19 protein-coding genes are annotated in these 19,422 nt (G+C 66.7%); 11 read left to right on the forward strand and 8 right to left on the reverse strand.

Annotation, left to right across the window (positions count from 1 at the left end; translation table 11 throughout):
* Nucleotides 1-17 precede the first annotated feature (17 nt).
* Nucleotides 18-653, reverse strand: a complete 636-nt coding sequence (locus tag GWI72_RS13280; protein WP_161676668.1) for a peroxiredoxin — start codon at nt 651-653, stop codon at nt 18-20.
* A gap of 352 nt (nt 654-1,005) precedes the next feature.
* On the opposite strand from GWI72_RS13280, the gene GWI72_RS13285 reads away from it, so the two are divergent.
* Nucleotides 1,006-1,206, forward strand: coding sequence for a cold-shock protein (locus GWI72_RS13285; protein WP_161676669.1), 201 nt, complete (start codon nt 1,006-1,008; stop codon nt 1,204-1,206).
* A 106-nt stretch (nt 1,207-1,312) separates the two neighbouring features.
* On the opposite strand, the gene lepA is transcribed toward GWI72_RS13285, so the two are convergent.
* Nucleotides 1,313-3,118 (reverse strand): translation elongation factor 4, encoded by a 1,806-nt coding sequence (gene lepA / locus GWI72_RS13290; protein ID WP_161676670.1) that lies wholly within the window; start codon nt 3,116-3,118, stop codon nt 1,313-1,315.
* Between the two features lie 168 nt (nt 3,119-3,286).
* Between lepA and GWI72_RS13295 the strand changes: the two genes are divergently transcribed.
* Nucleotides 3,287-3,814 carry a GNAT family N-acetyltransferase gene (locus GWI72_RS13295; RefSeq protein WP_161676671.1) on the forward strand — a complete coding sequence of 176 codons (528 nt, stop codon included), beginning with the start codon at nt 3,287-3,289 and terminating at the stop codon, nt 3,812-3,814.
* Between the two features lie 5 nt (nt 3,815-3,819).
* On the opposite strand, the gene mepA is transcribed toward GWI72_RS13295, so the two are convergent.
* The 5 genes from mepA to GWI72_RS13320 form a co-directional block, all read right to left on the reverse strand.
* On the reverse strand, nt 3,820-4,797 hold the full coding sequence (gene mepA / locus GWI72_RS13300) for a penicillin-insensitive murein endopeptidase (RefSeq protein WP_179956072.1): 978 nt from the start codon (nt 4,795-4,797) through the stop codon (nt 3,820-3,822).
* 267 nt (nt 4,798-5,064) lie between these two features.
* The gene (locus GWI72_RS13305; protein WP_161676672.1) at nt 5,065-6,141 is read right to left on the reverse strand and encodes a patatin-like phospholipase family protein; all 1,077 of its coding nucleotides are present in this window, start codon (nt 6,139-6,141) and stop codon (nt 5,065-5,067) included.
* Nucleotides 6,142-6,302: 161 nt separating this feature from the next.
* The gene (locus GWI72_RS13310) at nt 6,303-6,857 is read right to left on the reverse strand and encodes a GNAT family N-acetyltransferase (RefSeq protein WP_161708888.1); all 555 of its coding nucleotides are present in this window, start codon (nt 6,855-6,857) and stop codon (nt 6,303-6,305) included.
* Between the two features lie 148 nt (nt 6,858-7,005).
* The gene (locus tag GWI72_RS13315; protein WP_161708889.1) at nt 7,006-7,578 is read right to left on the reverse strand and encodes a helix-turn-helix domain-containing protein; all 573 of its coding nucleotides are present in this window, start codon (nt 7,576-7,578) and stop codon (nt 7,006-7,008) included.
* 32 nt (nt 7,579-7,610) lie between these two features.
* Nucleotides 7,611-8,408, reverse strand: coding sequence for a class II glutamine amidotransferase (locus tag GWI72_RS13320; RefSeq protein ID WP_161708890.1), 798 nt, complete (start codon nt 8,406-8,408; stop codon nt 7,611-7,613).
* Nucleotides 8,409-8,818: 410 nt separating this feature from the next.
* On the opposite strand from GWI72_RS13320, the gene GWI72_RS13325 reads away from it, so the two are divergent.
* The 6 genes from GWI72_RS13325 to GWI72_RS13350 all read left to right on the forward strand — a co-directional run bounded on the left by GWI72_RS13325 (nt 8,819) and on the right by GWI72_RS13350 (nt 15,336).
* Complete coding sequence (locus GWI72_RS13325) at nt 8,819-9,463, forward strand: hypothetical protein (RefSeq protein ID WP_161708891.1); 645 nt, start codon at nt 8,819-8,821, stop codon at nt 9,461-9,463.
* A 140-nt stretch (nt 9,464-9,603) separates the two neighbouring features.
* On the forward strand, nt 9,604-10,662 hold the full coding sequence (locus GWI72_RS13330) for a Rieske 2Fe-2S domain-containing protein (RefSeq protein ID WP_161676677.1): 1,059 nt from the start codon (nt 9,604-9,606) through the stop codon (nt 10,660-10,662).
* Between the two features lie 199 nt (nt 10,663-10,861).
* Nucleotides 10,862-12,748, forward strand: a complete 1,887-nt coding sequence (gene pabB / locus GWI72_RS13335; protein ID WP_209000109.1) for an aminodeoxychorismate synthase component I — start codon at nt 10,862-10,864, stop codon at nt 12,746-12,748.
* A 62-nt stretch (nt 12,749-12,810) separates the two neighbouring features.
* Nucleotides 12,811-13,317 (forward strand): ATP-dependent zinc protease family protein, encoded by a 507-nt coding sequence (locus tag GWI72_RS13340; protein WP_161676679.1) that lies wholly within the window; start codon nt 12,811-12,813, stop codon nt 13,315-13,317.
* Nucleotides 13,318-13,374: 57 nt separating this feature from the next.
* Nucleotides 13,375-14,280 carry a 30S ribosomal protein S6--L-glutamate ligase gene (gene rimK, locus GWI72_RS13345; protein WP_161676680.1) on the forward strand — a complete coding sequence of 302 codons (906 nt, stop codon included), beginning with the start codon at nt 13,375-13,377 and terminating at the stop codon, nt 14,278-14,280.
* Nucleotides 14,281-14,283: 3 nt separating this feature from the next.
* The gene (locus GWI72_RS13350; RefSeq protein ID WP_161676681.1) at nt 14,284-15,336 is read left to right on the forward strand and encodes a succinylglutamate desuccinylase/aspartoacylase family protein; all 1,053 of its coding nucleotides are present in this window, start codon (nt 14,284-14,286) and stop codon (nt 15,334-15,336) included.
* A 9-nt stretch (nt 15,337-15,345) separates the two neighbouring features.
* On the opposite strand, the gene GWI72_RS13355 is transcribed toward GWI72_RS13350, so the two are convergent.
* Entirely contained in the window at nt 15,346-16,149 is an 804-nt protein-coding gene (locus GWI72_RS13355) for a class I SAM-dependent methyltransferase (RefSeq protein WP_161708894.1), read from the reverse strand.
* A gap of 119 nt (nt 16,150-16,268) precedes the next feature.
* Here GWI72_RS13355 and GWI72_RS13360 point away from each other — a divergent pair, with 119 nt between their 5' ends.
* From GWI72_RS13360 to GWI72_RS13370, 3 genes are all read left to right on the forward strand, one after another.
* Nucleotides 16,269-17,396, forward strand: coding sequence for an ABC transporter substrate-binding protein (locus tag GWI72_RS13360; RefSeq protein ID WP_179956187.1), 1,128 nt, complete (start codon nt 16,269-16,271; stop codon nt 17,394-17,396).
* Nucleotides 17,397-17,529: 133 nt separating this feature from the next.
* Entirely contained in the window at nt 17,530-18,618 is a 1,089-nt protein-coding gene (locus GWI72_RS13365; protein ID WP_390806485.1) for a FecCD family ABC transporter permease, read from the forward strand.
* A complete protein-coding gene (locus GWI72_RS13370; protein WP_161708896.1) occupies nt 18,612-19,364 on the forward strand; it encodes an ABC transporter ATP-binding protein in 753 nt (250 codons plus the stop codon). Before GWI72_RS13365 ends, GWI72_RS13370 begins: the two co-directional genes overlap by 7 nt.
* Nucleotides 19,365-19,422 lie beyond the last annotated feature (58 nt).

The raw sequence follows: 19,422 nt of genomic DNA on the forward strand, positions 1-19,422 counted from the left end.
GCCGGCCGGCCAGGGCTTCACTTCGGCTGGGGCACCAGGCGCAGGTAGGGCTTCAGCGTCTTCCAGCCATCGGGAAACTTTGCCTTCGCCGCTTCGTCGTTCAGCGACGGAACGATGATGACGTCATCGCCCGAGGTCCAGTTGGCCGGGGTCGCGACCTGGTGCTTGGCGGTGAGCTGCAGCGAGTCGATGACACGCAGCACCTCGTCGAAGTTGCGGCCCGTGGAGGCCGGGTATTCGATCTTCAGCTTGATCTTCTTGTCCGGGCCGATGACGAACAGCGAGCGGACCGTGAAGGTGTCGCTGGCGTTCGGATGGATCATGCCATAGAGGCTCGCGACCGTGCGCGCAGGGTCGGCGATCAGCGGGAAGTTGAGGGCAACGCCCTGGGTCTCCGCGATGTCGCCGATCCAGGCGTGGTGATCCTCGATCGGATCGACCGACACGCCGAAAACCTTGACGCCGCGCTTGTCGAATTCATCCTTCAGTCTGGCGGTCATGCCAAGCTCGGTCGTGCAGACCGGCGTGAAATCCTTCGGATGGGAAAACAGCACGGCCCAGTGGCCGTCGATCGCCTCGTGGAAGCGCAGCGGACCGGATGTGGTGTCGACTTCAAAATCGGGGGCAAGATCGCCAAGCAGAAGGGCGGACATGGGAAAAACCTCCAGGATGCGGCGGAGATGCCGGCGGGCGCAGGGACCTGCGGACAGGCCGCCAGGTGCTTAGCACAGGCCGATCCCCGATTGCCTCTTGAAAAGCGCGGCGACAGACACCACCTTGAGGATGCGCGGGTTTGCCGCATCCCGTATGGGCTGTGGCGCGATGGCAAACTGCAAACGGTTTACCATCCGTTTACCATAAGGATGGGACACTCGCGTAAGGTAGGCACAAGCCTCATCAGGCAAAACGTGCTGCCGTTTCAATCAAAACTGTCATCAAGACGTTTCAAAATCCGGTTATACGGCCGGTGTTCTAGACGTAGTGAGTATTAACGGAAGTAAGTCCATGGATCATGGAAACGTAAAATGGTTCGACATGCACCGCGGTGTCGGTGCGATCGAACCGCAGGAAGGCGACGATGTGCTGGTCGAGATCGACAGCCTGCGCCGGTCCGGGATCGAGACGCTGAAGGAGGGCCAGCTGGTCGCCTTCGATCTGGCGTATCGCGCCGGGCGCCATCTCGCCGAGCATGTGAAGGTGCTCTGAGCCCCCTCCCCCCGCGGCGCGCCGGACCGGCCGCAGCCGCAAACGACGAAGGGCGGATCACTCCGCCCTTTTTTGTTGTCCGATGTCCTGTCCCGGCCGTGCCGGATCACTCGTCCATCTTCAGGGCCTTGATGAAGGCTTCCTGCGGGATCTCGACCTTGCCGAACTGACGCATCCGCTTCTTGCCTTCCTTCTGCTTTTCCAGAAGCTTGCGCTTGCGGGTGGCGTCGCCGCCGTAGCACTTGGCGGTCACGTCCTTGCGCAGGGCGGCAAGGGTCTCGCGGGCGATCACGCGGGCGCCGATGGCGGCCTGGATCGGGATCTTGAACATGTGCCGCGGGATCAGGTCCTTCAGCTTCTCGCACATGGCACGGCCGCGACGCTCCGCCTGGGAGCGGTGAACCAGCACGGAGAGCGCGTCGACCGGCTCCTCGTTGACGAGGATCGACATCTTGACGAGGTCGCCTTCGCGGTAGTCCGAGAGATTGTAGTCGAACGAGGCATAGCCCTTGGAGATCGACTTGAGCCGGTCATAGAAGTCGAAGACGACCTCGTTCAGCGGCAGGTCATAGGTGACCATGGCGCGCGAGCCGACATAGGCCAGATCCACCTGCACGCCGCGCCGGTCCTGGCACAGCTTGAGGATCGAGCCGAGATACTCGTCCGGCGTCATGATGTTGGCGCGGATCCACGGCTCGCGGATCTCCTTGATCTTGACCACGTCCGGCATGTCGGCCGGATTGTGCAGGTCGATCTCGGTGCCGTCGGTGAGGGTCATCTGGTAGACCACCGACGGGGCGGTGGCGATGAGGTCCAGATCGAACTCGCGCGACAGGCGTTCCTGGATGATCTCCAGATGCAGCAGGCCAAGGAAGCCGCAGCGGAAGCCGAAGCCGAGTGCCGCCGAGGTCTCCATCTCGAAGGAGAAGCTGGCGTCGTTGAGGCGCAGCTTGCCGACAGCGGCGCGCAGATCCTCGAACTCGGCCGCATCCACCGGGAACAGGCCGCAGAACACCACCGGCTGGGCCGGCTTGAAGCCCGGCAGGGCCGCGTCGCAGGGCTTGCGCTCGTCGGTGATCGTGTCACCGACGCGGGTGTCGGCCACTTCCTTGATCGAGGCGGTGAGCACGCCGATCTCGCCGGGCCCAAGCTCGTCGATGGGCATGAACTTCGGCGTCATGACGCCGATGCGGTCCACTTCATAGGCCGCGTTGGTGCCCATCATGCGCACGCGCTGGCCGCGCTTCAGCGTGCCGTCGATGATGCGCACGAGCACCATCACGCCGAGATAGGCGTCGTACCAGCTGTCGACCAGCATGGCCTTCAGCGGCGCGTCGCGGTCGCCCTTCGGCGCAGGCAGCTTGTGCACGATCGCTTCCAGCACGTCCTCGATGCCAAGGCCGGTCTTGGCCGAGATCATCACGGCCTCCGAGGCATCGATGCCGATCACTTCCTCGATCTGTTCCTTGACCCGGTCCGGTTCGGCGGCGGGCAGGTCGATCTTGTTGAGGACCGTGACGATCTCGTGGTTGTTGTCGATCGCCTGGTAGACGTTGGCCAGCGTCTGCGCTTCCACGCCCTGGCTGGCGTCGACCACCAGCAGCGAGCCTTCGCAGGCGGCCAGCGAGCGCGAGACCTCGTAGGCGAAGTCCACGTGACCCGGCGTGTCGATGAGGTTCAGCGTGTACTGCTTGCCGTCCTTGGCCGCATAGATCAGACGCACGGTCTGCGCCTTGATCGTGATGCCGCGTTCGCGCTCGATGTCCATCGAGTCGAGAACCTGATCGGTCATCTCCCGGTCCGTCATCGTGCCCGTCATCTGGATCAGACGGTCGGCGAGGGTGGACTTGCCGTGGTCGATATGGGCCACGATGGAGAAGTTGCGAATATTGGAAATGGGCTGGCTCGTCATGGTCGAGCGTTTACCACTCCCTTCGATCTGCGCAAAGGGGATTGCGGAGCGAAGACGCGGAGAATTTGAGCTTTTGCGGACGAACTGGCGACCGCGGCACCTGGCGTATTCCCAGCACCGGGCAAACAGGCTAGGCGGAATGCGGACACGACCTCACAGGATGCCGCCATGCTTCTTCGACCCGCCACAGCCGATGACGTCCCCGCCCTTCTCGACATTCACAATGATGCCGTCCGGCGGCTTGCCGCGATCTGGACGGACAAGCAGGAAACACTGGCCGAGCGTCAGGCCTGGTTCCATGGCCGGACCGGGGCGGGCCTGCCGGTGATCGTGGCCGTGGATACTGCCGGAACGATCCTCGGGTACGGCAGCTATGGTCCGTTCCGCGCCAAGGAGGGCTACCGGCTGACCATGGAGCATTCCGTCTATGTCACGGACGCTGCGCAGGGCCAGGGCGTCGGCAAGGCGCTGCTGCAGCGGCTCATCGACGAGGCGAAGGCGTCCGGCGTGCATGTGCTGGTCGGCGCGATCGATGCCGAGAATGCGACCTCGATCGCCCTGCACGCGCGGCTGGGGTTCGAGACGACCGGGCGCCTGCCGCAGGTGGGCTTCAAGTTTGGCCGCTGGCTTGATCTCGTGCTGATGACCCTGATCCTGGACGCGGCCCCTGCGCCAGCCGCCGGAACGGCCGTCTGACCGCTTCAGCGTGCGGTGAGCACGCTGGTGCAGTCCTTCGGCAAGGCCGAGAGGGCCATCGGCCGCTTCTTCTCCACCGGGGGCGGCTTGCCCGTGACCGGATCGAGCTTGGGCACCCAGGGTTCATCCGACAGCCACCAGGCGAGATCGGCGCCGCAGCCGTCGCCCGGCGGCGGCGGGTCCTGATCGGAGCAGCCGATGCTGCCGGCCGGGCAGGCGATGCGGACATGGAAATGGTAGTCATGCCCCCACCAGGGCCGGACCTTGTTCAGCCAGGCCCGGTCGCCGGTCTCGAACGCGCACAGGGCCTTCTTGATCGCCGGATTGACGAAGATGCGGGCAACGCGCTTGTCCCGCGCGGCCACCCGGATGAGCGCGGCATGCGTGTCGGTCCAGCGGGCGGGATCGACGCTGCGGTCGACGCCGGCCCGGTCCTGCGGCTGCTTGACCATCGAGATCGCGGACATGGTCTCCCGCTCGTCGGCCGTCAGGACGCGGTTCGGCATCGGCGTCAGCCAGATGTCGGCATCCAGACCGATCTGGTGGCTGGAATGGCCGGAGGTCATCGGTCCGCCACGCGGCTGGGCGAGGTCGCCGACCAGCAGGCCGTTCCAGCCGACACCGGGCGAGGCGCGGGCGAGATCCTGCAGATAGGCTATGAGATCCGGATGGCCCCAGTTGCGGTTGCGCGACAGGCGCATCACCTGCCACGACGGCCCGTTGATCGGCAGGGCATTGGCCCCCGCCAGACAGCCACGCGCATAGGAGCCGATGGCCCGGGCGGCGAGCGGCGCGGGCTCCTGCATGGATCCGAAATAGTCCTTGGCCGCGGCGTCGGGCTGCAGGCTGGACGAGGCCATGGCGGCACTGCTGGCGGTGATGGCGGCGGCGATGGCGACGGCGAGCGCGGCACTGGGGGCAAGACGGCCGGCCCGGCACGGCGCGGCGGTCGACGGAAGGCGGCGGAGGCGGGCGGCGGTCATGATCAAGGTCTCCACGCGGCAGCGGCACCGGCCGGTCGGGGTTGCTCCCGGTCCGAATCCTGCGCCGCAGGCGTTTAGGTTTCCTTAATCATGCACGCGCCGCGGTCAAGCAGCCACCGGGCAAGGCGCACCGCCTCGGGCGGCCTCTGGCTGAGATCTGCCGCCGCCTCAGGCAGCGCACATGTCAGGTTTGCCGCTGCCTCAGGCAGCGCCCAGGTCAGGTTTGCCGCTGCCTCAGGCAGCGCACATGTCAGGTTTGCCGCTGCCTCAGGCAGCGGCGGGTGCAACCCGGTCAGCTTCGGGAGCCGAGAGTGCGGCCGCGATGACGGCGGCCAGACGGTCGAGCACCAGCGTGTGGTCGCGGATGATGCGATCGGCTGCGCCGTTAAGCAGCAGCAGGTTGCCGGGCCGGGCGTTGTCCCAGTCCTCCGCCTCGGCCGGCACGAGACCGTCGATGCGGATGTAGCTCGGTCCGTCCATCTCGGTGAACAGCAGGGCCGCCGCATCGGCGACGCCCTGGGCCTGGGCGCTGGTCAGGACAGACCAGATCGGCGCACCGTTGGAGGGCAGCATCCAGCCATGCGCGCCCCAGTTCTCGGCCGCCTGCGGATTGATCGCCCGGTCGGGTGCCCGGCCGACGCCAAGCGAGACGATGACGATGTCACGCGGGGCAAAGCCGAGCTTGCGCGCCTCGGCATAGGCCACAAGCACCGGGTCGGCGTGGACCACACTGCCGTCGATCACCGCCTCCTGGCGACCGAGCGAGAGGTTGTCGATGCGCGCCGGCTCGAAGAAGGAGGGCGCGGCGAGGGCCGCCCGGACCGCCTGCCAGATATAGTAATCGTCGGGACGGGCGCCCCCATCGGCCGGGGCCGTCCCCATCAGCAGGGGCCGGCGATGCTCGATGTCGTAGCCGGTGACGACGAGATGGGTCAGCGCGCTCTGCAGGGAGGTCCAGCCGAAGCGGTCCTTCAGCAGCTGGTCGAGCAGACGGCCGTCGTAGCGCTCGTCGAACACGCCGAACGGATTGGTGACAAACCGGGAGAGGCGCTTGCGCAGGCTGTGGGTGAACAGCGCACGGGCCTCTTCCTCGAAGAAACGGCGCAGTTCGGCGACTGTCGCGGCGGCCTCGCCGTGGCCGCCGGTCGCCTTGGGTGCGGCCAGGCCGGCAACGATCAGCCCGCCCGAGGAACTGCCGCACATCAGGTCGAAGACCCGGTGCATGGGCAGCTCGACGCCCAGCCGTGCCAGACGCCCTTCCAGCGCCTCCAGCACCCGGAGCGGGATCAACCCGCGCATGCCGCCGCCGTCGATGGAGAGAATGAACCGCTTTGCCGTTGCCATGCCCTGCCTCCTGCATCGCCCCCGCCCAAGGGGCCGCACCATCCTTCAGGAATGAGACGAGGGCATGGCAGGCACAAGCCTCGGCGGCAGGAACCTGCGAACAGGGTTAGGGATTGGCAAACGGCCCGCGCCGCGACCGGCCTGCAGGGGCGGGAGGCCGGTCAGGCCAGGCGCTTGTAGAGAAAGGTGCAATCCTCGAACCGCTGCTGACGCGGGTCGAGCGCATAGGCCGGGATGCGCCCGAGCACCTGGTAGCCGAGATCGAGATAGAGCTGCTCGCCCGCATCACCGGTGCGGGTGTCGAGGGTCAGGAGCGTGCGGTTGCGGGCGCGGGCCTGGAGCTCGACCGCCTGCATGAGCCGGCGGGCAAGGCCACGCCGGCGAAACCGCGGATGCACGAGCAGCTTGCGCACATCCGCCCGCTGGGGCTGGTTGGCCGGGGTGTCGCAGGCGAGCTGGACCGTACCGGCGACCTCGCCCGCGCAGAGACCCACGAGCAGGTCGACCTCGCCGCTCGCCACGCCGGGGAAGACCTTGCCGCGCCAGAAGCGCAAGGCGTCGGCAACGCCGAAGGGATCGACGAAGCTCACGCTGGCGCCGTCCGCGACACAGGCGGTCAGCACCTCGGCGAGGCCCACGACATGGTCCTCGAAGGTCGCCTCCGTCAGCTGGACAAGGGTCACGTCGGCATTGGTGGTTGCAGCGGGGTGCGGCATGGGCAGGATCCTTCAGGCAAGGGGAGACAGGGAGCAGGCAGGGAGCAGGCAAGTCGGGACCGGCAAGTCGGGACCGGCACTGGCGGGCAAGCAGGGTCAGGCCCGGATGCGGCACCAGGGACCCGGGCCCGGGTCCGGGCTGACCGGCTCAGACGAGAAACAAGAGGTAACGGGCGCCGGCGTCCGGCGGGGTCTCGTAGGCGTTTGGGCCCCGGAGCTGGAAGCGCAGGCAGTCGCCGGGGCGGAGCGGATGGGTCCGCCCGTCGACGGTCACCGACAGCGCACCGTCCAGCAGCACCAGGTGATGCTCAAGACCGGGACGCGGCGGGGCGTCATAGGCGATGCGCGTTCCGGGCGGGAGGCTTGCCTCCAGCACTTCGCCGGCCAGCGCCGGAGCGGGCGGAGACACGATCCGGCGCTGATAGCCGCTGTCCGGATCGGTCCACAGGGACTGGGAGGATCGCGACACGAGCGCTGCGACCTCGTCCTCGACCAGCTGCATCAACCGGGACAGGGTGAGGCCATGAGCCGTGCAGAGGCGGGAGAGGACCTGTGCGGTCGGGCTGACCTCGGCATTCTCGAGCCGGGACAGGGTGGCGCGGCTGACGCCACTCTGGCGGGCCAGCTCGTCGAGCGACCAGCCACGGTCCTGGCGGAGCTGGCGCAGACGTTGGGCGATCTGGTGGTCGAGAGCCGTCTCGGACGATGCCTTGTTTTCCATATCCGAGAATAAATCCCAGATATGGAAAAACGTCAAGCGGCAAACACGGGCTGCTCAAGCTTCAGGGGATGCACCTCGGCGCCCTCGCAGGAGAGCACGTAGAGCCGGTCGGGCTCCACGGGACGCCAGCGGGCGCAGGCCCCTTCCAGCGGCTCGGAGGCAAAGGCGCGGCCGCCGTGGTCGAGGCATTCCGACAGGTAGAGTGTCGGGGCCTGGGCGTCATCGGCGAAACGGAAGGCAAAGATCCGGGTCCCCTCGGTAAAGACGCAGGTGAGACGGATCGGCTTCTCGCCCGTGGTGCGGCGACGGGCGATGTCGATGACCTGGGACAGGGTGCGGTGCAGGGCAGCCTGCGGATCCACATCGAGCCCGTTGGTCAGCATGAGGAGGAAGAACAGCTCGCTGTCGGTCGTGCCCTTGCGACAGGCGTAGTAGTCCTCGGACACCAGCATCTCCATCTCGCGGCGGATGCGGCAGAAGTCGCCGATGTTGCCGTTGTGCATGAAGGCCCAGCGGCCGCAGGAGAAGGGATGGCAATTGTCCCGCGACGTGGCGCCCGTCGTGGCGGCGCGGACATGGGCCAAGAACAGCCTTGCCTTCACCAGACGGCAGATGCTCTGCAGGTTGGTGTCCGCCCAGGCCGGCAGGACGTCCTTGAACAGGCCCGGCTCGGTCTGGTGGCCGTACCAGGCAATCCCGAAGCCGTCCCCATTGACGCGAAGCTTGGCCTCCTGCGCGTCGAGGCTCTGCACCAGCAGGGAGTGCTTCGGCTTGGCGATGATGTTTTCGAGCGGGATTTCAGTCCCGAGATAGGCAGCCAGACGGCACATGGAACACTCAGACCTGCGACAGACACTTGCCTCCGGAAGGCTCCAGACGAAAGATCCTTCCAATCCCGGCGAGATTAAGGACAGCGGGATGGGATGGAATCCGGTTTTCACGGCCAATCCCGGATCATACCCGGAAACTGTCCCATCACATCGTTAACGCTTCGATACTTTTCCCAAGCTGCAACGGCCGCCGCGACGCAGTGGACGCGTGAAGGGCCACACCCGGGCGCGCGAACTGCCGGCATTCCGGCCGCGGCCCGGCCACCGCCCCCGTCACCGCCCGGTCATCGCCCGGTCACCGCCTGTCGCGCGGCGGGGCAAGGGTTAACGGGATCTTAACCAATTCGGGCAAGGGTGAACCTGCCCAGATTTGCCCCAGCCGGTGCGCAAGCGGGACGTGGAGCCCTCCCATGCAGCTCTCCATCCAGTCCAAGACGACCACCGCCAGCCTCTTTGCAGCCCAGTCCGGCCCGCTTTCGGGACAGCTGGCGGGCGGGGCGCTGGACGCGGGCGCGACGGGCAAGGGCGCGCTGGACAGGGGCGCACAGGACAGGGGCGCTCTGGACAGGGGCGCTGCGCCGGCAGCACCGGCTGCCAACATCCTCGACCTTGCCGCCAAGAAGGCAGAGGAAGATGCGGTGGTGATCGCGGCGCTGCAGGAGGCGGTCGAGAAGGGCAAGAGCGAGAAGACCGACGAGGACGACGGCTCCGGCAAGCTCGCCACCATCGAGGATTACCTGCAGACGGCCGACAAGATCCGCGGCGCGCTCGGGGAGGACGGGGCCAGCGGCGCCTCGGCGGCCTACGAAAGCGCGACGATCACCGAAACCGTCATCGAGGGCGAGATCGGCGGACAGAAGATCTCCGCGTCCTTCGTCTCCTTCGACCGGGTCTCCTACAACAGCCAGACCGGCCTGACGTCCCGTTCCGCCAGCGCGATGACCGTCGAAGTGAGCGGCAACAGCGTGTCCTCCAGCTATCAGAGCGCGTCCGTGTCCTCGCTTTACGCCGGCACCGACAAGCAGCTCGGCAACCTGATTTCCGGCTTCGCCTGAGGCATTGCCCCGCCTCCGGGTTCACCCGGAGGGACTGCCCCCTTGAGCGCCCCCGCCTGACGGGCTAAATCCGCAGCAACCGGCCGCAACGCGCGCCGGACGGCATCGGCCATCCTCATGCCAGTCCTGGAGAACACTGCGTGGACAAGTTGAAGGCGGAACTCTTGCGCGGGCTCTGGTACGTCGCCTGCCTGGGGTCGGAGATCAAGCCTGGCGCCATGACCGGCCGCAAGCTGATGGGCGACATGGTGCTGATCGGCCGCGACAAGGCGGGCCGGATCTTCGCGCTGCGCGACATCTGTCCGCACCGCGGCATCCCGCTGCGCCACGGCACCTTCGACGGCGAGACGGTGCAGTGCTGCTATCACGGCTGGCGCTTCAACACCGAAGGCGTCTGTGTCGACATCCCCTCCACCCATGAGGATCAGGTGATCGACTATTCCAAGATCACCTGCGGTGCCTATCCGGCGATCGAGCAGCAGGGCCTGGTGTGGATCTATTTCTCCGCCGCCGGCGAACGCCCCGACGAGGGCCGCCAGCCGCGTCCGCCGATGCTGCCAGACTTTGCCGCCGACACGGGTCCGGCCGTGCACATCATGCAGCCCTTCGTCTGTTCCGTGGACCATGCCGCACTCGGCCTGATGGATCCGACCCACGCCGCCTTCGTGCACACCTCATGGTGGTTCAAGAAGAACGCCACGAAGCTGCGCCCGAAGCGCAAGGAATTCGAGCCCTCGGAGCTTGGCTGGGCCATGGTGCGCCACAAGCTGCCGCCGCAGAACATTGCCTACCGGCTGCTGGGCGACGACGTGACCACCGAAATCCGCTATGCCCTGCCCGGCTTGCGCATCGAACACATCAAGGGCTCCCGGCATTCCGTCGTCGGCCTCACCACCATCACCCCGGTGACGGAGGACGAGACCGAGGTCCGGCAGATGTTCTGGGCCAGCATGGGCTGGATCCGGCCGTTCAAGCCGCTGGTGCGGCATCTCATGAACACCTTCCTCGGCCAGGACCGGCGCGTGGTGATCCAGCAGCGCGAGGGACTGGAGTACAATCCGAGGCTGATGCTGATCAACGACGCGGACACGCAGGGCCGCTGGTGGATGCAGCTGAAGCGGGAATGGGCGGATTCGCAGGCTGAGGGTCGCGCGTTCCAGAACCCGGTCCGCGCCCGGGTCCTGCGCTGGATGAGCTGACACGCCAGTCCTGCTCGCGGATCTGGCCTGGCGTGCCGGACCAGCCCCTGCACCATGCCGACGGCGGATCGGGGCGACCGAGCGCCGGGAAGACGCGTTGACGCCCGCCGGCAGCGGTGTAAACAGCGGGGCAGTCCTTGGCCCCGACCGGCAGCGCCTTATGTCTGGGCCGACCGTTCCAACCGGATGCACGAGACCCTTGGCCGATACGCTGACCCACTCCCTTCCCCAGACCGCGACACCGCCGGCGCTTCGACCCGGAACGGTGATCCTGGTGGATGCGCTGACGCGGAAGCGGGCGCTGCTGTTCACGCGGCCACGGCGCAGCCTGGCATGCCGGCACGTCAGGGAGTCGCAGGACTTCCTCGCCAGGCTGGAGGCCGAGCGGGCTGCGGGCGCGCATCTGGCCGGGTTCCTTGCCTATGAGTTCGGCTTTGCCTTCGAGCCGAAGCTGGCGGCAAGCTGGCAGGACACTGGCGAGCCGCTGGCCTGGTTCGGCGTCTATGACGCTCCGCAGATCCTGACGCTGGAGGCGCTGGACGACCTGCTGGGACAGGCCGCCGGTCAGCCCGGCGAGGGGGCAGGCGGACTGGCCAATGACAGGGCCAATGATCTGGCGCATGCCACCATCGACAGCTTCACTTACGACATGGACCGGGCCCGCTATGCGCAGGCTTTCGCAGCCGTGCAGCACCATCTGGCGGTGGGGGACATCTATCAGGCCAACCTGACCATGCGGGCCCGCTTCCGCCACCAGGGCCCGGCGGCGGCGCAGTTTGCGCGGCTGATCCGGCGCCAGCCGGTGGCGCACGGGGCGTTCCTGCAGCTGGAGGACCGGGCGATCCTGTCGCTGTCGCCGGAACTGTTCCTGGAGCGGGAAGGCCAGAGGCTGCGCACCCGGCCGATGAAGGGCACCGCCCCGCGCGGGCGCGACGGCAGCGAGGATGCGGCGATTGCCGCGGCGCTGGCCGGTGACCCGAAGCAGCGGGCCGAGAACGTGATGATCGCCGACCTGATGCGCAACGACCTGTCGCGCGTCTGCAAGCCCGGCTCGGTGAGCGTGCATGACGTGTTCGCGGTCGAGCGCTACAGGAGCCTGCACCAGATGGTGACGGGCGTCGAGGGCGAGCTGGAGGACGGCGTTGGGCTTAGCGAGATCATCGCCAACCTGTTCCCCTGCGGCTCGATCACCGGAGCGCCGAAACTCTCGGCAATGCAGATCATCAAGGCCGAGGAGACCGGGCCGCGCGGGATCTACACGGGCTCCATCGGCCATGTGACGCCTGCGGGCGACTTCCGCTTCAACGTGGCGATCCGCACGCTGGTGCTGCGCGACACCGGACTGGGCGAGGCCGGCGTCGGGTCCGGGGTGGTGTTCGATTCCGGTGCCGCGCCCGAATATGACGAGTGCCTGCTCAAGCTGAAGTTCCTGACCGCCGCCGAGCCACCGGCCTTCGGGCTGATCGAGACGCTCGGCTGGAGCCCGGACGAGGGCTATCTGCTCCTGGAGCGGCATCTCGACCGGCTGGCCGGGTCGGCCGCCTATTTCGGCTTCACCTGCGATCTTGCCGCCGTGGAGGCGGCGCTGCAGGGCGTGGCAGCAGGCTTTGCCGGGCTGACGCGGGTGCGGCTGGAACTGGCCAGCGACGGCAGCCACCAGATCACCCATGCGCCGATGCAGGCCGTTGCCCCGGGCGAGGTCTGGGACGTGTGCCTGGCGGATGTCCGGACCGACGCAAGCGACCGCTTCTACTATCACAAGACCACCAACCGGGAGATCTACGACGGCACGCGCAACCGGATGGTGGCGACGAAGCCGGGTCTTCGGGAAGTGCTGTTCGAGAACACGGACGGGTTCCTCACCGAGGGCAGTTTCACGACGCTGTTCGTGGCCTGGAACGGGCGGCTGCTGACGCCGGCGCTGCGCCACGGGGTGCTGCCGGGCACGCTGCGCGCGGCGCTGCTGGAGAGGCGGATTGCGGCAGAAGCCGACCTGACGCGGGCCGATCTGACGACGGGTGATCCGGTCTATGTCGGCAATTCCGTGCGCGGCCTGATCCGGGTGCGGCTGGTCGATTCCGTTTGACCGGGCCGGCAATTGCGCCTATCGGCGGTGCGTCCGACGCAGACAGGAGCCCCCGGGTGAGCATGTCCACCGATCCGACCCCTTCCCGCAGCAGCGCAACGCCGACCGAGCTGGACGGCAAGCTGGTGGTGGGCTGGAAGGAATGGGTGAGCCTGCCGGATCTCGGCGTGCCGCGGCTCATGGCCAAGTTCGACACCGGTGCGCGCTCCTCGGCGCTGCACGTGCCCCGGGCGCAGGTGATCGAGATCGACGGGCGCGCGCATGTGAACTTCGACCTCGACACGGATGCGCCGGATGCCGGCGGGCTGCTGCGCCACACCGCGCCGCTTCTGGACCTGCGTCGGGTGAAGTCCTCGTCCGGTCACGCCGAGCAGAGGCTGACTATCCACACGACTCTGTCCTTTGCCGGATTACAGTGGCAGATCGAGCTGACACTGACGGATCGCTCGGACATGAAGCTGCCAATGCTTGTGGGCCGCTCGGCAATGCACAGCCGGCTCATCATTGATCCCTCACGAAGCTTCCTCGCCGGACGAAGGGTCAGAAAACCTTCACAAAAATCCCGCTAGCGGACGGATGCGGATTTGGGATATTGGCGCTGCTTCCTCGCTGGAGAGTGACCTGCCATGCGCCTTGCCATGCTTGCCCGAAACCCGGGCCTCTATTCGCACAAGCGCCTGGTGGAGGCGGCCGAGGCACGGGGGCATACGCTCACGATCTACAACACCTTGCGCTGCTACATGGACATCACGTCCCACCGGCCCTCGGTGATCTACAACGGCGAGCGGGTCACCGGCCATGACGCGGTCATTCCGCGCATCGGCGCTTCGGTGACCTATTATGGCCTCGCCGTGCTGCGCCAGTTCGAGATGATGGGTGTCTATCCACTCAATGAATCGGTCGCCATCGGCCGCTCGCGCGACAAGCTGCGCGCACTGCAGATCCTGGCGCGCGAGGGCATCGGCCTACCGGTGACGGCCTTTGCCTACGATCCGAAGCAGGCGGAGGAAGTGATCAAGCTCGTGGGCGGCGCCCCGGCGATCATCAAGCTGGTGGAGGGAACGCAAGGGATCGGTGTGGTGCTCGGCGAGACCATGTCCTCGGCGAAGTCGGTGGTCGAGGCCTTCCGCGGCGCCAACGTGAACATCCTGGTGCAGGAGTACATCAAGGAGGCCGGCTCCTCCGACATCCGCGCGCTGGTGATCGGCGGCAAGGTTGTCGCCTCGATGCGCCGCACGGGCGGCATCGGCGAGTTCCGTTCCAACCTGCATCGGGGCGGCTCGGCCGAGGCCATCAAGATCACCCCGGAGGAGCGTTCGACCGCGATCCGGGCCGCCAAGGCGCTCGGGCTGAACGTGGCCGGCGTCGACATGCTGCGCTCCAACCACGGTCCCGTGGTGATGGAAGTGAACTCCTCGCCCGGCCTCGAAGGCATTGAAAAGGCAACGGGGGTGGACGTTGCCGGGAAAATCATCGAGTTTATCGAGAAGCACGCAAAGGCGGGCCAGACCAAGACCAAGGGCAAGGGCTGAGAGATGACAGACACCGTGCGGCGCGATCCGTTCAAGATCGGGCCCTTCGAGATTGCCGCCGGCGAGCGGCGCACGGTGGACCTGCCCTTCAGCCTGCTGTCGAACCACACGCCGATGACACTGCCGGTGCAGGTGGTGCATGGCAGGAAGCCCGGGCCGGTGCTGTTCATCTCCGGCGTCGTGCATGGTGATGAGGTTCTTGGCGTCGAGATCATTCGCCGCATCCTCAGGAAGCCGCAGCTCGGCCGCCTTGCCGGAACGCTGCTCGCCATTCCGGTGGTCAATGCCTACGGCCTGATCTCGCATTCACGCTATCTGCCGGACCGGCGCGACCTCAACCGCTCGTTCCCCGGCTCCGAGCGCGGGTCGCTGGCGGCCCAGCTGGCAGACCTGTTCCGCAAGGAAATCGTCGCCCGCTCCGATGTCGGCATCGACCTGCACACCGCCGCGCTGCACCGCACCAACCTGCCGCAGCTGCGCGTCGCGCGCTACAGCGGCCGGATGCGTGAGCTTGCCGATGCCTTCGGCGCGCCGCTGGTGATGGAGGCGAACCTGCGCCATGGCTCGCTGCGCGAGACGGCGCTGGCGATGGGCGTGGATGTGCTGCTGTATGAGGCCGGAGAGGCTCTGCGCTTTGACGAAGAGGCGATCCGCGTGGGGGAACGGGGCATCGTCGCGGTCATGCACCGGCTTGGCATGCTGCCCGGACAGGCGCCGAAACCCGTGCTGAAGGCCGGCAAGACGCCGCTCTACTCGCGCAAGTCCTTCTGGATCCGGGCGCCGGAAGGCGGCATCTTCCGGGCCTTGCGCCAGTCGGGACATCACGCCTCGGCCGGCGAGCTGCTGGGGGTTGTTGCAGATCCCTTTGGCGACACGGAATTCGAGCTGCACAGCCCGCATGACGGGCTGATCATCGGTCATTCGCATCTGCCGGTGGTCAACCAGGGCGATGCGCTGTTCCATGTGGCCAAGCTGACGTCCGCTGGCCCGGCGGTCGCCGAAGAGGGCGAGGCGCACGAGCGCGACACCCTGTTCGACGAGGACGAGATCATCTGAGGCCGGATCTCAGCTCCGGCTGGCGCAGATCGCGTAGCGATGCTGGGTCGCGCGCTCCAGCCCCTTCAGGAAGCTGAAATTCGACCGCTGCGCCTTGTGGATCGCCCGCATGTCGGTGTCGACCGTGATCGTGTCGAAGCCGGCTTGTCGCAGGAGTTTCACGACCTCGTCCGCCCGGGCGCCTTGCGAGAAATGCACGCGCGAAAGGATGGACAGATGGGTTTCCATCTGGCCGGGGGCGGGACCGTGCTGCACGGCTGCGTCGCCTGACAGGCGCGCGACAAAGGCCGAGAGCCGCCTGATCAGCCGGGCCGCAAGGCCGGGGTTGACGTGATCGCCGTCCACGATCAGCAGCTTGCCGCCGGGCTTCAGCACACGGTGCCAGTCGCGAAAGGCGGCGAGCGGATCGACGAGTGTCCAGACCAGATGCCGGTTGGTGATGACGTCGTAGCTGGCATCCGGCTCCATGGTGTTTTCCGCGTCGCCCATCAGGAAACGGATCGACCGGCCGCGCGTGCGGGCCTTGCTCCGGGCCAGCTCCAGCATGGGCTCGGCCCAGTCGAGCCCGGTGACCTGAAAGCCCAGGTCATCCAGAAGATGCGAGACAACGGCGGTGCCGCAGGCGAGGTCGAGCGCCTTGCGTCCCTCGCCCTCTCCCAGGTGCCGGCGCAGCAACCTGTGCCAGGCTGCCCGCTCTTCCTCCGAGAAAATTTCATGCCCCGGCTGGCTGTCGAAACTGGCCGCCCGGGCGGACCAGTAGGCCTTTATTTCCTCGCGAAGTCCGTGGTTTGCGCCATGCGCGAGCGTGACCATCTGCCTGGTTTTCCCTGCAAGTGATTGGAAAGACTGGAAACCTTCTAAAAGAAAAAAGTTGACTACGAAAGTCATAAAAAATTAGATCACCCCATTCCTCCCACAGGAGATCGAAAGTGCTGACGTTCAAGAATGTGGCTTTTGCCGCAGCGGTATCGCTCGCCCTGATTGCAGAGACTGCAGTTGCAGGCGAAGTCGTGAAGATCAAGGACATCACGGGACGCGAGGTTGAAGTCGCCGTGCCTGTCGAACGCGTCATCCTCGGCGAAGGACGGCAGATCTACTTTACGGCAGCGCTGGACACCGAAAAGCCGTTCGGCCGCGTGGTCGGCTGGCGCGACGACTTCCGGAAGGCCGATCTCGACGGCTACACCGCCTATCTCGAGAAGTTCCCCGAGATGGCCACGATCCCGACCTTCGGCGGCATGAAGGACGGCACGTTCGACATCGAGCAGGCCGTGGCGCTGAAGCCCGACGTCATCATCATGAACACCGAGGCCAAGTCGGCGACAGAGGAGGCCGGCTATATCGAGAAGCTGGCCAAGGTCGGCATCCCGCTGGTCTACATCGACTTCCGCGAGAAGCCGATGCAGAACACCGACGCCTCGATGCGCATCATCGGCAAGCTGTTCGGCAAGGAAGCCCGCGCCGAGGAGTTCGTCAGCTTCCGTCAGGAGCAGATGGCGACGGTGACCGACCGTCTGGCCAAGGCCGGCGACCTGAAGAAGCCCGTCGTGTTCATGGAACGCGCCGGCGGCTACAGCGACGATTGCTGCATGTCCTTCGGCAACGAGAACTTCGGCAAGATGGTCGACCTGGCTGGCGGCATCAACATGGCGGCCGAGTTCATTCCCGGCACCTTCGGCACGGTCAACCCGGAGCAGATCATCGCCTCCAACCCGGATCAGGTGATCATCACCGGCTCCAACTGGGAACTCTATGTCCCGGGGGGCAAGTGGGTCGGCGTGGGACCGGGCGCTGACGCCGCCAAAGCCAGGGCCAAGCTCGCGGGCCTGACCGAGCGCCCGGCCTTCACCGGCATCAAGGCGGTCAAGGACCAGAACGTCCATGCGATCTGGCACCAGTTCTACAACAGCCCGTACCAGTTCATCGCCGTGCAGCAGATTGCCAAGTGGCTGCATCCGGACCTGTTCCAGGATGTGGACGTGGATGCGACCTTCAAGGAACTGCACACGCGCTTCCTGCCGGTCGAATACCGCCCGGGCTACTTCGTCTCGCTCAAGTGACCCGATCCGGGGCCGGTGGCAACACCGGCCCCGTCGCGCAGGTGGACAACGCAATGACACACGGCATCCCGCGGGCGGCAGTCGCCCTGTTCCTGTTTCCGGCGGCAATCCAGACGAGTGAGGTGCGGTGATGATGGCCGTTGTCGATGCAGCAGATCTGGCCAAGACCCCGGCCGAAACCGGTGACGCCGGCGGCCTGCGCTACCGGGCGCTGACCGCGCGGCGGTTGATCATTCTGGCGCTGATGCTGGTGACGCTGGCCCTCAGCGTCGCCCTCGACATGGGCCTCGGGCCGGCCCGCTACAGCCTTGGCGAGGTGCTGTCGGCGCTGGTCGACCCGGCCGGGGTCTCGGACCAGCTGCGCGTGGTCATCTGGGACATCCGCATGCCCATCGCGCTGATGGCCGTGACGGTGGGGGCGTCGCTGTCGCTGGCCGGTGCGCAGATGCAGACGATCCTTGCCAATCCGCTGGCCAGCCCCTTCACGCTCGGCATTTCGGCGGCAGCCAGTTTCGGCGCGGCGCTGGCACTGGTGGCCGGTGTTGCCGTGTTCCCGCTGGCGCTCGAGCTGATGGTGCCGATCAACGCGTTCCTGATGGCGATGCTGGCCTCGCTGTTCATCTATGCCGTCTCGACGCTGCGCGGGGTGACGGTGGAGACGATCGTGCTGCTCGGCATCGCGCTGGTGTTCACCTTCAACGCGCTTCTGGCGCTGCTGCAGTATCTGGCCTCCGAGCAGGCGCTGGCGGCGGTGGTGTTCTGGACCATGGGCTCGCTGACCAAGGCGACCTGGAGCAAGGTGGCGGTGACCGGCGCCGTGCTCGTCGTCTGCGTGCCGCTGTTCGCGCGTCAGGCCTGGGCGCTGACGGCGCTGCGGCTCGGCGATGACAAGGCCGCCTCCTTCGGCGTCAACGTGAAGCAGCTGCGGCTTGAAACGCTGATGCTCGTCAGCCTGCTGGCGGCGATCCCGGTGTCCTTCGTCGGCACCATCGGCTTCATCGGCCTCGTCGGCCCGCATATCGCGCGAATGCTGCTGGGCGAGGACCAGCGCTTCTTCCTGCCCGGCTCGCTGCTCTGCGGAGCGCTGATGCTGTCGGCCACGTCGGTCCTGTCGAAGATGATCATTCCGGGGGCGATCCTGCCCATCGGCGTGATCACCGCGCTGGTCGGCGTGCCGTTCTTCTTCTCGCTGATCTTCACCAACAGGAGGCGCGCATGGTGAGCCTGACGCTCGAAGCGCTGGGAGCGCGCTACGGCAAGCAAGCCGTCTTCTCCGGCCTGTCCGCCGGACCGCTGTCGGGCGGCACCCTGACGGCGGTGATCGGCCCGAATGCGGCCGGCAAGTCGACCCTGTTCAAGCGCATCGCCGGGCTGATCAAGGGTGAGGGCGTGGTCCACCTGTCGGGGACGGACAGTCTCTCGCATCCGATCTGCTACATGCCGCAGGACACCGGCGCCAATGCGGTGCTGACAGTCTACGAGTCCGTGCTTCTGGCTGCCAAGCAGGGCGGCTCGTGGCGCGTTGCCGATGGCGAGCTGGACGAGATCGACGAGATCCTCACCTCGCTGAAGATCACCGACCTTGCCTTCCGCGACCTCGGGCAGCTATCCGGCGGGCAGCGGCAGCTCGTCGCCATCGCCCAGGCGCTGGTGCGCAAGCCGCGCGTGCTGCTGATGGACGAGCCGACCTCGGCGCTGGACCTGTTCCGCCAGATCGAGGTGCTGCAGTACATGCAGGGCCTTGCCCGTCGGCAGGGCATCGCGGTGCTGATCGCGCTGCATGATCTCAACCACGCCCTGCGCTACTGCGACCAGGCGATGGTGGTGGCCAACGGCCAGCTGGTGGCCAGCGGACCAGTGGGCGAGGTGATCACGGCCGGTCTGCTGCGCGAGGTCTACCGGGTCGACGCACGGATCGAGGCCTGCAGCCATGGCCGGTCGCATGTGATCGTCGATGCGGCGCTCTGATCCGGCACATTGTTAGCCGGGTAAATATCAGCGTAAAAAGAAGCCCCGCTTGGGTCAC

This window comes from Pannonibacter sp. XCT-53 (assembly GCF_009915765.1).
Lineage (GTDB): Bacteria > Pseudomonadota > Alphaproteobacteria > Rhizobiales > Stappiaceae > Pannonibacter > Pannonibacter tanglangensis.

What these genes read in the sequence shown, in the direction of transcription:
- mepA (WP_179956072.1), bottom strand. Translation starts at nt 4,797, where the DNA reads ATGACCGCCGCCCGCCTCCGCCGCCTTCCGTCGACCGCCGCGCCGTGC.
- GWI72_RS13310 (WP_161708888.1), bottom strand. Translation starts at nt 6,857, where the DNA reads ATGCCGCACCCCGCTGCAACCACCAATGCCGACGTGACCCTTGTCCAG.
- GWI72_RS13325 (WP_161708891.1), top strand. Translation starts at nt 8,819, where the DNA reads ATGCAGCTCTCCATCCAGTCCAAGACGACCACCGCCAGCCTCTTTGCA.
- GWI72_RS13295 (WP_161676671.1), top strand. Translation starts at nt 3,287, where the DNA reads ATGCTTCTTCGACCCGCCACAGCCGATGACGTCCCCGCCCTTCTCGAC.
- GWI72_RS13320 (WP_161708890.1), bottom strand. Translation starts at nt 8,408, where the DNA reads ATGTGCCGTCTGGCTGCCTATCTCGGGACTGAAATCCCGCTCGAAAAC.
- rimK (WP_161676680.1), top strand. Translation starts at nt 13,375, where the DNA reads ATGCGCCTTGCCATGCTTGCCCGAAACCCGGGCCTCTATTCGCACAAG.
- GWI72_RS13305 (WP_161676672.1), bottom strand. Translation starts at nt 6,141, where the DNA reads ATGGCAACGGCAAAGCGGTTCATTCTCTCCATCGACGGCGGCGGCATG.
- GWI72_RS13355 (WP_161708894.1), bottom strand. Translation starts at nt 16,149, where the DNA reads ATGGTCACGCTCGCGCATGGCGCAAACCACGGACTTCGCGAGGAAATA.
- GWI72_RS13370 (WP_161708896.1), top strand. Translation starts at nt 18,612, where the DNA reads ATGGTGAGCCTGACGCTCGAAGCGCTGGGAGCGCGCTACGGCAAGCAA.
- lepA (WP_161676670.1), bottom strand. Translation starts at nt 3,118, where the DNA reads ATGACGAGCCAGCCCATTTCCAATATTCGCAACTTCTCCATCGTGGCC.
- GWI72_RS13365 (WP_390806485.1), top strand. Translation starts at nt 17,530, where the DNA reads ATGGCCGTTGTCGATGCAGCAGATCTGGCCAAGACCCCGGCCGAAACC.
- GWI72_RS13280 (WP_161676668.1), bottom strand. Translation starts at nt 653, where the DNA reads ATGTCCGCCCTTCTGCTTGGCGATCTTGCCCCCGATTTTGAAGTCGAC.
- GWI72_RS13285 (WP_161676669.1), top strand. Translation starts at nt 1,006, where the DNA reads ATGGATCATGGAAACGTAAAATGGTTCGACATGCACCGCGGTGTCGGT.
- GWI72_RS13340 (WP_161676679.1), top strand. Translation starts at nt 12,811, where the DNA reads ATGTCCACCGATCCGACCCCTTCCCGCAGCAGCGCAACGCCGACCGAG.
- GWI72_RS13350 (WP_161676681.1), top strand. Translation starts at nt 14,284, where the DNA reads ATGACAGACACCGTGCGGCGCGATCCGTTCAAGATCGGGCCCTTCGAG.
- GWI72_RS13315 (WP_161708889.1), bottom strand. Translation starts at nt 7,578, where the DNA reads ATGGAAAACAAGGCATCGTCCGAGACGGCTCTCGACCACCAGATCGCC.